14 protein-coding genes are annotated in these 13000 nt (G+C 56.4%); 8 read left to right on the top strand and 6 right to left on the bottom strand.

Annotated features, from left to right (window positions below; genetic code table 11):
* Window positions 1-62: 62 nt before the first annotated feature.
* Window positions 63-332: a DUF1161 domain-containing protein gene (locus BFV67_RS09680; RefSeq protein ID WP_069598215.1), complete on the bottom strand. Its 270-nt coding sequence runs from the start codon at window positions 330-332 to the stop codon at window positions 63-65.
* 98 nt (window positions 333-430) lie between these two features.
* Here BFV67_RS09680 and BFV67_RS09685 point away from each other — a divergent pair, with 98 nt between their 5' ends.
* Window positions 431-1147, top strand: coding sequence for a YnfC family lipoprotein (locus BFV67_RS09685; RefSeq protein ID WP_045353873.1), 717 nt, complete (start codon window positions 431-433; stop codon window positions 1145-1147).
* A gap of 143 nt (window positions 1148-1290) precedes the next feature.
* Here the strand turns inward: BFV67_RS09685 and speG are convergent, their stop codons facing one another.
* Both speG and BFV67_RS09695 read right to left on the bottom strand, forming a co-directional pair.
* On the bottom strand, window positions 1291-1851 hold the full coding sequence (gene speG / locus BFV67_RS09690) for a spermidine N1-acetyltransferase (protein WP_008502415.1): 561 nt from the start codon (window positions 1849-1851) through the stop codon (window positions 1291-1293).
* Window positions 1851-2189 carry a DUF1283 family protein gene (locus BFV67_RS09695; RefSeq protein WP_008502414.1) on the bottom strand — a complete coding sequence of 113 codons (339 nt, stop codon included), beginning with the start codon at window positions 2187-2189 and terminating at the stop codon, window positions 1851-1853. Before BFV67_RS09695 ends, speG begins: the two co-directional genes overlap by 1 nt.
* Before the next feature lie 152 nt (window positions 2190-2341).
* Between BFV67_RS09695 and BFV67_RS09700 the strand changes: the two genes are divergently transcribed.
* The 5 genes from BFV67_RS09700 (at window position 2342) to BFV67_RS09720 (ending at window position 8153) form a co-directional block, all read left to right on the top strand.
* Window positions 2342-2668 (top strand): YnfA family protein, encoded by a 327-nt coding sequence (locus BFV67_RS09700; protein ID WP_059361347.1) that lies wholly within the window; start codon window positions 2342-2344, stop codon window positions 2666-2668.
* Between the two features lie 110 nt (window positions 2669-2778).
* On the top strand, window positions 2779-3993 hold the full coding sequence (gene rspA / locus BFV67_RS09705; RefSeq protein WP_069598216.1) for a starvation-sensing protein RspA: 1215 nt from the start codon (window positions 2779-2781) through the stop codon (window positions 3991-3993).
* 14 nt (window positions 3994-4007) lie between these two features.
* Entirely contained in the window at window positions 4008-5027 is a 1020-nt protein-coding gene (locus tag BFV67_RS09710) for a Zn-dependent oxidoreductase (protein WP_025911408.1), read from the top strand.
* A gap of 73 nt (window positions 5028-5100) precedes the next feature.
* Window positions 5101-6468 carry an MFS transporter gene (locus tag BFV67_RS09715; protein WP_069598217.1) on the top strand — a complete coding sequence of 456 codons (1368 nt, stop codon included), beginning with the start codon at window positions 5101-5103 and terminating at the stop codon, window positions 6466-6468.
* Between the two features lie 221 nt (window positions 6469-6689).
* Entirely contained in the window at window positions 6690-8153 is a 1464-nt protein-coding gene (locus BFV67_RS09720; protein ID WP_069598218.1) for a mannitol dehydrogenase family protein, read from the top strand.
* A 43-nt stretch (window positions 8154-8196) separates the two neighbouring features.
* On the opposite strand, the gene ydfZ is transcribed toward BFV67_RS09720, so the two are convergent.
* Window positions 8197-8400, bottom strand: coding sequence for a putative selenium delivery protein YdfZ (gene ydfZ / locus BFV67_RS09725; RefSeq protein WP_014883679.1), 204 nt, complete (start codon window positions 8398-8400; stop codon window positions 8197-8199).
* Window positions 8401-8687: 287 nt separating this feature from the next.
* Here ydfZ and BFV67_RS09730 point away from each other — a divergent pair, with 287 nt between their 5' ends.
* Complete coding sequence (locus BFV67_RS09730; protein ID WP_044596338.1) at window positions 8688-9119, top strand: universal stress protein; 432 nt, start codon at window positions 8688-8690, stop codon at window positions 9117-9119.
* A gap of 35 nt (window positions 9120-9154) precedes the next feature.
* On the opposite strand, the gene BFV67_RS09735 is transcribed toward BFV67_RS09730, so the two are convergent.
* Complete coding sequence (locus BFV67_RS09735; RefSeq protein ID WP_008502405.1) at window positions 9155-9841, bottom strand: GntR family transcriptional regulator; 687 nt, start codon at window positions 9839-9841, stop codon at window positions 9155-9157.
* Between the two features lie 91 nt (window positions 9842-9932).
* Complete coding sequence (gene ydfG / locus BFV67_RS09740; RefSeq protein ID WP_023292548.1) at window positions 9933-10679, bottom strand: bifunctional NADP-dependent 3-hydroxy acid dehydrogenase/3-hydroxypropionate dehydrogenase YdfG; 747 nt, start codon at window positions 10677-10679, stop codon at window positions 9933-9935.
* Window positions 10680-10821: 142 nt separating this feature from the next.
* Between ydfG and dcp the strand changes: the two genes are divergently transcribed.
* Window positions 10822-12855, top strand: coding sequence for a peptidyl-dipeptidase Dcp (gene dcp / locus BFV67_RS09745; protein ID WP_045353886.1), 2034 nt, complete (start codon window positions 10822-10824; stop codon window positions 12853-12855).
* Window positions 12856-13000: the final 145 nt, after the last annotated feature.

Here is a 13000-nt window from a genome sequence, read left to right on the forward strand (position 1 = left end):
TGTTACTTATTTGGGGGTAGTAGATCTTAATCCTTATCAAATCAAAGGGAATTGACGCTCAATTACTGAGGTTCAGCTGCGGCACCGCTGCCTGTGCGGGTGTACAGAATTTTAAAGGTGTCGTTAGCGCAGTGGCCTACGACCTGCGTGCCCGCCTGATCGGCCTGGCCGTTCGGCACAATGTTCAGCGTAAAACCTGACTCAGGCACGCCGTTGTTGACGATCTTCTGCTGAATGTCGCTTTTCACGCGCTCGCAGGAATCCGGTGCCGCCAGCGCGGCCGTTGAGGCACTCATTAACAGCAGGGCGGTAATCCAGGGTAACCGTTTCATCTGTAGCTCCTTTTCTCTGTGTAGAGATTAATTTTAGCAGGCTTCGTGTAAACATCTGTATTTGCTAATATGATTGGGAATAATCTCCCTGTACGGAAATGAATGTGAAGAAATATGCAGCGATAACGCTCCTGGCAGCAGCATTGGTGGGGTGCGACAACAGCTCCGCGCCGCTGTCGTTTACGCCCGAGATGGCGAGTTTTTCAAACGAATTTGATTTTGATCCGCTGCGCGGCCCGGTCAAAGACTTTACCCAGACGCTGTTCAACGAGAAGGGCGAAGTATCTAAACGGGTCACCGGCACCGTCTCGACGGAAGGGTGTTTCGATACGCTGGAGCTACACGACCTGGAGGCCAACACCAGCGTGGCGCTGGTGCTGGATGCCAATTACTATCTTGATGCGGAAACCCAGCAGCGCAAAGTGAAGCTGCAGGGCAAATGCCAGCTGGCCGAACTGCCGTCAGCCGGGGTAACGTGGGATACCGACGACAACGGATTTGTGGTGGCGGCGCACGGTAAAGAGATGGAAGTGAAGTATCGCTACGACGCGGATGGTTACCCGCTGGGCAAAACCACCGTCTCAGGGGATCAGCATCTGTCCGTCCAGTCGACGCCGTCGAAAGACCTGCGCAAAAGAATGGATTACTCGGCAGTCAGCATGTTGAATGACAAGCCGCTGGGCAACGTGACGCAGAGCTGCGACTACGATCGCCACAATAACCCGGTGAGCTGCGATCTGACCATCACGGACGACAGCGTCAAACCCGCCGTTGAGCACAAGTACACCATCAAGAACACGATTGAATATTACTGAGCGTAAAGTGCATTTTGTGCGTTTCGCCCGGCGGCGCTACGCTTGCACGGGCCTACAATGAAGCACCCTGTAGGCCGGGTAAGCACAGCGCCACCCGGCAAGAAAGACAGCTCAACGGTTTATGACACGGTTTGTCATCAATCTTACTGCGCGGTAGGTTTCAGCAGGCTGGCGCCTGACGGTTTATGTCCGGCCAGGTGCTGATGCTGGAAAATGCACATGCGGATGGTGTTGCGGTATTCACCGTTGATAAAGAACTCGTGAATCAGCTCGCCTTCCACCATAAAGCCCAGCTTGCGATAGATATGGATCGCTTTTTCGTTCTCTTTGTCCACAATCAGGTAAAGCTTGTAGAGATTCAGAACGTTGAATCCGTAATCCATTGCCAGCCTGGCCGCGCGTGACGCAAGGCCTTTTCCCTGATGCTCAGGGGAGATGATGATCTGGAACTCCGCCCGACGGTGAACGTGGTTGATCTCAACCAGCTCCACCAGCCCGGCTTTTTCACCTTCACACTCCACCACAAAACGACGTTCACTCTGATCGTGAATGTGCTTATCGTAGAGATCGGACAGCTCGACAAAGGCCTCATAAGGCTCTTCGAACCAGTAGCGCATTACGCTGGCATTGTTGTCGAGCTGGTGGACAAAGCGCAGGTCTTCACGCTCCAGCGGACGGAGTTTAACGTCGCAGGGCGCCGACATTATGGGGCTACCGTGCGGCCAGTGCGGCGATCCAGGCAGCGCAGGGTGTTAGGCTCCCAGTAGGCATTGACGTTTGCACTTTGCTGACACTTATCGCGCGCGTCAAAAGCGACATCTTCTTTGTCCCACTCTTTTTCGGCACGTTTGTTGACCTTCTGGCGAAGGCTACGGGTGTCATTCCATTGTTCTTTGTCCATCGCGGCGTTCTGGCGGCTTTGCGCGCTGTCACCAGACTCAATAATGAGCTTGCTGGTTTCCGCTGTCGCAGAGGCGGCAAAGGCGAACGATGACAGCGCCAGCAGGGCTGTCAGACAAAGGCGTTTGCTTAATGTGGTCATAGCGTTTCCTTTTAAATGGGTGCAGATAATCAAGTTACCCCGTACAGATTCTACACTAAAGCGAAATGACGGCATACCCGCGGAGCAAGTATGGAAAAGTAAAGGGCATCATCAGGTATGATGGTTAAATAAATCCTCACCTGACGTGAAATATGCTTAAAACGACGCTGCTTTTTTTTGCGACTGCGCTGTGTGAAATCATCGGCTGCTTCCTGCCCTGGCTCTGGCTCAAAAAGGGTGGAACCGTATTGCTGCTCATTCCGGCAAGCGTTGCACTTGCTCTTTTTGTCTGGCTGTTAACGCTGCATCCGGCGGCCAGCGGGCGCGTTTATGCGGCTTACGGCGGCGTCTATGTCTGCACGGCGCTGCTGTGGCTGCGCGTGGTGGACGGTGTCAAGCTCAGCGTCTATGACTGGGCCGGCGCGCTGATTGCCCTGTGCGGTATGCTGATTATTGTGGCGGGATGGGGCCGCGCATGAGCCCCCGGTTTTGTGATCGTTAGCTTATTTTACGATCATTATACTTGTATGGTAGTAGTGTAGTTGCGTAAATTTCCGGCATCACAACGAACGATGTAAGGAAAGGAATTATGAAGATTGTCGCGGCTGACGTGTTTGTTACCTGCCCGGGGAGGAACTTTGTCACCCTTAAAATCACCACCGATGAGGGGATTGTCGGTCTCGGTGACGCCACGCTAAACGGACGTGAGCTCTCCGTGGCCTCATACCTGAAGGATCACCTTTGCCCCCAGCTCATTGGCCGCGATGCGCACCGCATCGAAGACATCTGGCAGTTCTTCTACAAAGGTGCTTACTGGCGTCGCGGTCCGGTTACCATGTCGGCCATCTCCGCCGTGGATATGGCGCTGTGGGATATCAAAGCCAAAGCGGCCAACATGCCGCTCTACCAGCTGCTGGGTGGCGCCTCACGCGAAGGGGTGATGGTCTACTGTCACACCACCGGCCACACCATTGACGACGTGCTGGAAGATTACGCCCGTCACAAAGAGATGGGCTTTAAGGCGATCCGCGTGCAGTGCGGCGTGCCGGGCATGAAAACCACCTACGGCATGGCCAAAGGGAAGGGGCTGGCCTACGAGCCTGCGACCAAAGGCGACTGGCCGGAAGAGCAGCTCTGGTCCACCGAAAAATACCTCGACTTCACGCCGAAGCTGTTCGACGCGGTGCGTAATAAATTCGGCTTCAATGAGCACCTCCTGCACGACATGCACCACCGCCTGACGCCCATCGAAGCGGCGCGCTTCGGCAAGAGCATTGAAGCATACCGCATGTTCTGGATGGAGGATCCCACCCCTGCGGAAAACCAGGCTTGCTTCCGCCTGATCCGCCAGCACACCGTTACGCCCATTGCGGTAGGAGAAGTGTTTAACAGCATCTGGGACTGCAAGCAGCTCATCGAAGAGCAGCTGATCGACTATATCCGCACCACCATTACCCACGCGGGCGGCATCACCGGGATGCGCCGCATCGCGGACTTCGCGTCGCTCTATCAGGTGCGGACCGGCTCGCACGGTCCATCGGATCTGTCGCCCGTGTGCCATGCCGCGGCGCTGCATTTCGACCTGTGGGTGCCGAACTTCGGCGTGCAGGAATATATGGGCTACTCCGAACAGATGCTGGAGGTCTTCCCGCACAGCTGGCGCTTTGATAACGGCTTTATGCATCCGGGCGACAAGCCGGGGCTGGGCATCGAATTTGATGAGAAGCTGGCGGCGAAATACCCGTACGATCCGGCCTATCTGCCGGTGGCCCGTCTTGAAGACGGCACGCTGTGGAACTGGTAAGCGAGGAGCAAACGATGAAAAGCGTAGTGATTCAACAGCCGAACGAACTGGTAATTGAAGAGCGTCAACTCCCGGTACCTGGCGCAGGTGACGTCCGCGTCAGTATCAAGCTGGCCGGGATCTGCGGGTCGGATAGCCACATCTACCGCGGCCATAACCCGTTTGCGAAGTATCCGCGCGTCATCGGCCATGAGTTTTTTGGCGTGATTGACGCCGTGGGCGAGGGCGTTGACAGCGCGCGCCTGGGCCAGCGCGTTTCGGTGGATCCGGTAATCAGCTGCGGGCACTGCTACCCGTGCTCCGTGGGAAAACCGAACGTCTGCACCTCGCTGGTGGTGCTGGGCGTTCACCGTGACGGCGGCTTTAGCGAATATGCGGTCGTGCCCGCACAAAACGCCTGGCCCATTCCGGATGACATTCCTGATAAGCACGCCGTCATGGTTGAGCCCTTCACCATTGCCGCCAACGTAACGGGGCAGGCGAAACCGACTGAACAGGACGTCGCGCTGATATATGGCGCCGGGCCGATGGGGCTGGTTACGGTTCAGGCCCTGAAAGGCGTCTATCAGGTGAAGCAGGTTATCGTGGTTGATCGCATAGACGAGCGTCTGGCGATGGCCCGGCGCAGCGGCGCGGATTGGGTCTTTAATAACGGTGAGCAGTCGCTGCAGGCCGCGCTGGAGGAAAAAGGCATCAAACCGACGTTAATCATTGATGCCGCCTGCCATCCCTCCATTTTGCAGGAAGCGATAACCCTGGCCTCGCCGGCGGCGCGCATCGTGCTGATGGGGTTCTCCAGCGAGCCGAGCCAGATTGTTCAGCAGGGCATCACCGGCAAAGAGCTGGCGATCTTCTCCTCGCGCCTGAACGCCAACAAATTCCCGGTCGTTATCGACTGGCTGAAGAGGGGGCTGATCGACCCGGAAAAACTGATCACCCATACCTTTGACTATCACCACGTTAAAGACGCTATTGAACTGTTTGAGAAAGACCAGCGGCAGTGCTGCAAAGTTTTGCTCACGTTCGGCCAATAATCATTTACGCGGTTAAGCGCCTGCGCAGACAGGCGCTATGTGGTACGCATCTTACCTTTCAGAGATAGCCATTATGACGCAAGTACAACCTCAAAGAACCACATCCGATCTGGTGAAAGCCGCCGTTTCCGGCTGGCTGGGCACTGCCCTGGAATTTATGGATTTCCAGCTTTACTCGCTGGGTGCCGCTCTGGTCTTCCATGAGATCTTCTTCCCGGAACAGTCCGCCGCGATGGCGCTGATCCTCGCGATGGGCACCTACGGCGCAGGCTATATTGCGCGCATCGTCGGCGCCTTTATCTTCGGCAGAATGGGCGACAGCATTGGTCGTAAGAAGGTGCTGTTCATTACTATCACCATGATGGGGATCTGCACCACGCTGATTGGCGTCCTGCCGACCTACGCGCAGATCGGGATTTTTGCCCCCGTGCTGCTGGTGACGCTGCGCATTATTCAGGGCCTCGGTGCCGGGGCCGAGATCTCCGGGGCCGGAACCATGCTGGCGGAGTACGCGCCGAAAGGTAAACGCGGCATCATCTCCTCGCTGGTGGCGATGGGGACTAACTGCGGGACGCTGAGCGCAACGGCGATCTGGGCCATCATGTTTTTTGCCCTCGATCGTGAACAGCTGCTCGCCTGGGGCTGGCGCGTGCCTTTCCTCGCCAGCGTCGTGGTGATGATCTTCGCCATCTGGCTGCGTATGAACCTCAAGGAGAGCCCGGTCTTTGAGAAAGTGAACGATGTGCAAGCTGCGCAGCCGGACACCTCACTGGGTTCCATGGTGAAAAGCAAATCCTTCTGGCTGGCGACCGGCCTGCGTTTCGGCCAGGCGGGGAACTCAGGTTTGATCCAGACCTTCCTCGCGGGTTATCTGGTCCAGACGCTGCTGTTCGATAAGGCCATCCCGACCGATGCGCTGATGATCAGCTCCATTCTCGGGTTTTTCTCCATTCCGCTGCTGGGCTGGCTTTCCGATAAAGTGGGGCGCCGTCTGCCGTACATTATCCTCAATATCTCCGCCATTATTCTGGCCTATCCGATGCTGTCGATCATCGTCGATAAGAGCTATGCGCCGGGGACGATCATGCTCTGCATCATCGTTATCCATAACTTCGCCGTGCTGGGGCTGTTTGCGCTGGAAAATATCACCATGGCGGAGATGTTTGGCTCGCGAAATCGCTTTACCCGTATGGCGATCTCCAAAGAGGCGGGCGGTCTCGTAGCGGTGGGCTTTGGTCCGGTACTGGCAGGGATTTTCTGCAATATGACCGGCTCCTGGTGGCCGATTGTCGCCATGCTGGTGGCCTATTCCGTGATTGGACTGATCTCGGCGATCCTGATGCCGGAAGTGCGCGACCGTGATTTAAGCGCGGCGCAAGACGCAGCCGAGTCTGCGCCGAAAGAGACGGTCGGTTACGGTGCCGTCTCCTCTCGACGCTGATGGTTTATATCTTGCGTTACCTGTCACACAACTTTGATTTTGTGTCACACCACATGAACAAAAGTTAATATAAATCAAAAACTCAAACGGCAGTATCAGTATGGTTGATGGCAGTTCGCTTTTTTACTCCAGCTGCCATTCTAGTTGGTGTAGTCAGCAGGCGCTGCCGCTTCAGCATGGGCGGCAGCGATCCACAGCTTTCTAATTAACGAGTCTTAATCATGGAAAATACCTTATTACAGGCCAACGCGACTCTGCCACAGTACGATCGCGACAGCCTTAAAGCACGCATCGTTCATTTAGGGTTTGGCGCGTTTCACCGTGCGCATCAGGCAGTGTACGCCGACATCCTCGCCGCGGAACACGGTAGCGACTGGGGATACTGTGAGGTTAACCTGATTGGCGGCGAACAGCAGATTGCCGATCTGAACGCGCAGGATAATCTCTATACCGTGGCGGAAATGTCTGCCGATGCGTGGACCTCCCGCGTGGTTGGCGTGGTAAAAAAGGCGCTGCATGCGCAGGTTGACGGGCTCGAGACGGTGCTGGCCGCGATGTGCGAACCGCAGGTGGCGATTGTCTCGCTGACCATCACCGAGAAAGGGTACTGCCATTCCCCGGCGACCGGGCAACTGATGCTCGATCACCCTTTTATCGTCGCAGACCTGCAAAACCCGCACCAGCCGATATCTGCGCCGGGTGTGGTCGTGGAAGCGCTCGCGCGGCGTAAGGCGGCGGGTTTGCCAGCGTTTAGCGTGATGTCCTGCGACAACATGCCGGAGAACGGTCACGTGATGCGCAATGTCACCTGCGCGTACGCCCGTGCGGTAGACGGTGAACTGGCGGACTGGATCGAATCCCACGTTACTTTCCCGTCAACGATGGTGGATCGCATCGTGCCTGCGGTCACCCCCGACACGCTGGATAAAATTGAACAGCTTACCGGCGTGCGCGATCCGGCGGCGGTGGCCTGTGAACCGTTCCGTCAGTGGGTGATCGAAGATAACTTTGTGGCCGGCCGTCCAGCGTGGGAAAAAGCCGGAGCCGAGCTGGTGTCAGATGTTATCCCGTTTGAAGAGATGAAGCTGCGCATGCTTAACGGCAGCCACTCATTCCTGGCGTACCTGGGCTATCTGGCGGGCTATCAGCATATTAACGACTGTATGGAAGATGAAAACTACCGCGTCGCCGCGCACGCCCTGATGCTTAACGAGCAGGCGCCTACGCTGAAGGTCAAAGGCGTCGATTTAGGACGCTATGCCGATCTCCTGATTGCCCGCTACAGCAACCCGGCCCTGCGCCATCGGACCTGGCAAATTGCGATGGACGGCAGCCAGAAGCTTCCGCAGCGCATGCTGGATTCCGTGCGCTGGCACCTGGTGCATCAGAAGCCTTTCCCGCTGCTGGCGCTGGGCGTGGCAGGGTGGATGCGCTATGTCGGGGGCGTGGATGAGCAGGGTAACGCGATTGACGTGAGCGATCCGCAGCTGGCAGTGATTCAGGCGGCGGTGAAGAGCAGTGCGGAAGGGGAAAACCGGGTCAGGGCGCTGCTCGGCATTGAAGCCATCTTTGGCAAGGAGCTACCGCGTGAAGCCGTCTTTGTTGATGCGGTGATGAAGGCATACCAGACGCTGCTGCAAAAGGGCGCGAAAGCGACCGTGGCGCAGTACGTGTCTCAACGGTAATTCAGCACATGCCGCCGTTCGCGGCGGCATGTCTGCGCACCGTTTAGTGCATACCCAGGCGAATCAGCTCAATCGGTTCGAACTTACCTTCGCATCCTTCCACTTCAACCGTTTTGCTGCGGCGCACCTGCGCGGCATCCAGCCCGTCGCTGTGGATCGCTTTAATCACGCCAGTTTTGCCTGTGCCGCTAATCATGACGCGGCTGCCGGTGGTGATTGCATTGCGGTTACGGTCGTATGTCATCATGGTATTTTCTCCTCTCTAACCTGTTCGTTACGGCGTTATTTCAGGGTTGCCGTTCACGGGGCATATAAATACGCCTGTCTGCATCAGATGTTTTTGTTTTTGATCAAACTCACACTTTTTTCTTTATTGCGTCGGGCGCTGACGGTTCACGACAGCAATTGACAAAGCAGACCGTTATTTTCATTAACTGATAGTTTCATTAGGGAAGCGTTGAGGGTTGGTTTATATTCCCGATGCCATTCTGGATACAGGAAATAACCCTTTCATCGGAATAAGGAGCCAGGCTTATGTATAAGAAGATTTTGATGCCTGTTGATGTATTTGAAATGGATTTGAGTGACAAAGCGGTTCGCCACGCGGCTAACCTCGCGAAGGCCGAGGGCGCGTCGATTACCCTGGTCAATATTCTGCCGACCAGCAGCCGATCCCTGCTGCGCGGTTTTAACGCCGATATTAAAAAGTTCGAAGAATATATGACTGAGGAATCCGGGAAGAAAATGAACGCGTTAAAACGACTGTTCGATATCTCGCCGGAGAAAATTGACTGTCTGGTTCGCTTTGGCAACGTCCGCGATGAAATTATCAGGCTGAGCAAAGAGGGGGAATATGACGCGATCGTCATCGGGTCGAAAAACCCGGGCATCACCACCCATCTGCTGGGATCAAATGCGGAATCTATCCTGCGCTACGCCACCATTCCGGTGTTAGTCGTTCGCTAAACCCATCGCCGCACCCGAAAGGGCGCGGCGAAATATTATTCTTCGCTAAACCACTCGCTATTTTCCTGACGAATCAGCTGCACGGATTCGCTAATTTCCTGCAGATGCAGCGTCATCGCTTTTTCCACGCCGTCCGGGTCGCGTTTTTCCAGCGCGCTGAAAATATCATGATGCTGTCGGAGCAGCATTTCCGGCGGAGAGACGTGATCGAGACTCATATAACGCACGCGGTCGATGGTGGCCTTGATGTTTTCGATGGTGTCCCAGGCCAGCTGGCAATCTGCAATCTGCGCCAGTTTCTGGTGGAATTCATCATCAAGCTGGAAGAAATCATTCAACTGCTTACGGTCAATCGCAATCCGCTGCTGATGCAGGTTTTGCTCCAGCAGGTAACATTGCTTGTCGTTGATAAGCGTTGCGGCACGGCGCGCCACCGCGCATTCAATGGCCTGGCGAACAAAACAGCCGTTGCGCACCTGAGAGAGTGAAATTTTGTTCACGTAGCTGCCGCGCTGCGGGCGGATCTGAATCAGACCGTTTTCCGCAAGCTTAATAAACGCTTCACGCACCGGCTGACGGGAAACGTCAAAACGCACGGACACCTCTTTTTCAGAAAGCGGCGTTCCCGGTGGGATCAGGCAATGGACAATATCACGTCGCAAAATGCGATAGATTTGCTGGTTTACGGGCTGGGTGGGATTGAGTTGCGATTCAGCGGCCATGAGTTGTCATTTCTCAGAGAGTTAGCCTGAACATACTACCATTCTTTTATAACCCGAAACAGACCCGGCCCGCAGGCCGGGAAGGGCAGCGTTAGCCACGATGCACGCTAAGCCCGGCAAAACTCTGGCTGACCGGCATCATTTCTACGGTATTGATGTTGACGTGTTTTGGCAGCGTCGCGACCCACCAGACCGTTTCGGTGACATCTTCCGGCGTCAGGGCGTTCGCGTTTTCATAGGTTTTGTCTGCTTTCGCGTCATCGCCTTTGAAACGCACGTTGGAAAACTCGGTGCCACCCACCAGGCCCGGCTCGATGTCGGTGACGCGAATGGCGGTGCCGTGCAGATCGGTACGCAGGTTAAGGCTGAACTGGCGCACAAACGCTTTCGTCGCCCCGTAGACGTTGCCGCCTGCATAAGGCCAGCTTCCGGCGGTGGAGCCGATATTGATAATGTGGCCGCGATTGCGCTCAACCATGCCCGGCAGCACCGCGCGGGTCATATAGACCAGCCCTTTGTTGTTGGTGTCGATCATGTTTTCCCAGTCTTCCACGCTGGCTTTGTGGGCCGGCTCCATGCCCAGCGCCAGACCGGCATTGTTGACCAGCACGTCGATGGCGCGCCACTCGGCGGGCAGGTTGGCAATCATCTCTTCAATCGCCGCGCGGTTACGCACGTCCAGCTGCGCGGTCAGGATGCTGTCGCCTAATTCGTCCTTCAGCTCCTGCAGACGTTCCTGACGGCGGCCCGTTGCAATAACCTTGTGCCCGTTGGCGACGAAGCGACGCGTGATGCTTTCACCAAAACCTGCCGTTGCCCCGGTAACTAAAATAATCATCTCACTGTTCCTCAACGCTTTTTGTGTTTTACTAACATAGCACGGCCGCAGAGGGTGCGTTAAGGCAACATTTGTATGACAGCGTTGCAGGGGATGGCGGCCTGGCCTACTCTGGGAGGATACCCGTACTCAGGAGTGAAAGATGACGGCCACGAATCCCTTTTTTGACATCAGCCTGCTGCCTTACCAGGCCCCCCATTTTGATCAGATCAACGACAGCCACTATCGTCCGGCCTTCGATGAAGCCCTTCGCCAGAAGCGGGCGGACATTGACGCGATTGTCGCTCAGGCCGCTGCGCCTGACTTCACGAACACCGTGCTGGCGCTGGAGAAGAGCGGCGCCATGCTCTCGCGTGTCAGCAGCGTGTTCTTCGCCATGACTTCCGCGCACACCAATCCGTTTTTACAGGAGCTGGAAGAACAGTTCTCCACCGAGCTTGCCGCGCTGGCAAACGATATCTGGCTGAATGACGCGCTGTTTGCCCGCGTGGAGAGCGTCTGGCAGGACCGTGCCGCGCTGGACGCCGAATGCCGTCGTCTGGTCGAGGAGCTGTATCAGCGGTTTATTCTGGCCGGTGCGCGTCTGAATGAGACAGAAAAGGCCGAGCTGAAGGCGCTGAATACCGAGGCGGCCTCCCTGACCAGCCAGTTTAACCAGCGTCTGCTGGCTGCCGATAAGACCGGTGGGCTGGTGGTGGATTATGCGCACCAGCTTGACGGGCTCAGCGCAACGGAGATCGCTGACGCGGCGCAGGCTGCCGCGGAGCGAGGGCTAAACGATCGCTGGCTGATCCCGCTTTTGAACACCACCCAGCAGCCCGCGCTTTCCGCGCTGCGCAATCGTCAGACCCGCGAAAACCTCTTCAACGCAGGCTGGACGCGTACCCAGAAAGGGGACGAAAACGACACCCGCGCGCTGATTCTTCGTCTGACGGCGCTGCGCGCGCGGCAGGCCCGTCTGCTGGGCTTTGAGGATTACGCCAGCTGGAGCATCGCTGACCAGATGGCGAAAACCCCGGCCGCCGCGCTGGAATTTATGCGCGGCATTGTGCCTGCCGCCCGCGCCCGCGCGGAACGCGAACAGGCCGATATTCAGAAAGTCATCGACGACGAGCAGGGCGGTTTCAACGTGGAGGCCTGGGACTGGGCCTTTTATGCGGAGCGCGTGCGCCAGGCAAAATATGCCCTCGATGAGTCGCAGATCAGGCCCTACTTTGCGCTCAATACCGTGCTGCAGGATGGCGTATTCTGGGCTGCCAGCCAGCTGTTTGGCATTCGCTTCGTCGAGCGCTTCGATATCCCGGTGTATCACCCGGACGTCCGCGTATGGGAAATTTTCGACCACACCGGCGAAGGCATGGCGCTGTTTTACGGTGACTTCTTTGCCCGTGATTCCAAGCAGGGCGGGGCATGGATGGGGAATTTCGTCGAGCAATCCTTCGAGTTTGCTGCCCGTCCGGTGATCTACAACGTCTGTAACTACCAGAAACCGGCGAATGGCGGTATCGCGCTTCTCTCCTGGGATGACGTAATAACCCTGTTCCACGAGTTTGGCCATACGCTGCACGGTCTCTTTGCCAGCCAGCGTTTCGCCACGCTTTCCGGCACCAATACGCCGCGTGATTTTGTTGAGTTCCCGTCGCAAATCAACGAGCACTGGGCCAGCCATCCTCAGGTGTTTACCCACTATGCGCGCCATTACGAAACCGGCGAACCGATGCCGGACGCGCTGCGGGAAAGCATGCTAAACGCGACCCATTTCAACAAGGGTTATGACATGACCGAACTGCTGGGTGCCGCGCTGCTGGACATGAACTGGCACGGCATCAGCGAGGCCGTTTTGAGCGTGGAGGATTTTGAAGCGGCAGCGTTGAAAAAAGAGGGGCTGGATCTGCCTGCCGTGCCGCCGCGCTACCGCAGCAGCTATTTTGCCCATATCTTCGGCGGCGGCTACGCGGCGGGGTATTACGCCTACCTGTGGACGCAGATGCTGGCGGACGATGGCTACCAGTGGTTTGTCGAGCAGGGCGGGTTGACGCGTGAAAACGGGCAAAAATTCCGCGAGGCCATTTTGTCGCGCGGGAACAGCACAGATTTAGCCGAACTGTATCGCAACTGGCGCGGGCACGATCCGAAGATTGAGCCGATGCTGGATAACCGCGGATTGAGCGAATAGAGTCAATGCCGTATGAATAAAAACCGGGCTTTACGCCCGGTTTTTTATACGCCTGTAACCGTTACAGCATAAAAACTAAGATTATGTTCTTTATAAATAAAACCGGCGAGGTTAAAGGTCACTCCCTCCGGGAGAAGTATTTAAC

It is taken from the genome of Enterobacter roggenkampii (genome assembly GCF_001729805.1).
GTDB classification, from domain to species: domain Bacteria; phylum Pseudomonadota; class Gammaproteobacteria; order Enterobacterales; family Enterobacteriaceae; genus Enterobacter; species Enterobacter roggenkampii.

Coding starts and splice junctions, on each gene's coding strand:
- BFV67_RS09715 (WP_069598217.1), top strand. CDS start 5,101: ATGACGCAAGTACAACCTCAAAGAACCACATCCGATCTGGTGAAAGCC.
- BFV67_RS09685 (WP_045353873.1), top strand. CDS start 431: ATGAATGTGAAGAAATATGCAGCGATAACGCTCCTGGCAGCAGCATTG.
- BFV67_RS09720 (WP_069598218.1), top strand. CDS start 6,690: ATGGAAAATACCTTATTACAGGCCAACGCGACTCTGCCACAGTACGAT.
- rspA (WP_069598216.1), top strand. CDS start 2,779: ATGAAGATTGTCGCGGCTGACGTGTTTGTTACCTGCCCGGGGAGGAAC.
- BFV67_RS09730 (WP_044596338.1), top strand. CDS start 8,688: ATGTATAAGAAGATTTTGATGCCTGTTGATGTATTTGAAATGGATTTG.
- ydfG (WP_023292548.1), bottom strand. CDS start 10,679: ATGATTATTTTAGTTACCGGGGCAACGGCAGGTTTTGGTGAAAGCATC.
- BFV67_RS09700 (WP_059361347.1), top strand. CDS start 2,342: ATGCTTAAAACGACGCTGCTTTTTTTTGCGACTGCGCTGTGTGAAATC.
- BFV67_RS09680 (WP_069598215.1), bottom strand. CDS start 332: ATGAAACGGTTACCCTGGATTACCGCCCTGCTGTTAATGAGTGCCTCA.
- speG (WP_008502415.1), bottom strand. CDS start 1,851: ATGTCGGCGCCCTGCGACGTTAAACTCCGTCCGCTGGAGCGTGAAGAC.
- dcp (WP_045353886.1), top strand. CDS start 10,822: ATGACGGCCACGAATCCCTTTTTTGACATCAGCCTGCTGCCTTACCAG.
- BFV67_RS09735 (WP_008502405.1), bottom strand. CDS start 9,841: ATGGCCGCTGAATCGCAACTCAATCCCACCCAGCCCGTAAACCAGCAA.
- ydfZ (WP_014883679.1), bottom strand. CDS start 8,400: ATGATGACATACGACCGTAACCGCAATGCAATCACCACCGGCAGCCGC.
- BFV67_RS09695 (WP_008502414.1), bottom strand. CDS start 2,189: ATGACCACATTAAGCAAACGCCTTTGTCTGACAGCCCTGCTGGCGCTG.
- BFV67_RS09710 (WP_025911408.1), top strand. CDS start 4,008: ATGAAAAGCGTAGTGATTCAACAGCCGAACGAACTGGTAATTGAAGAG.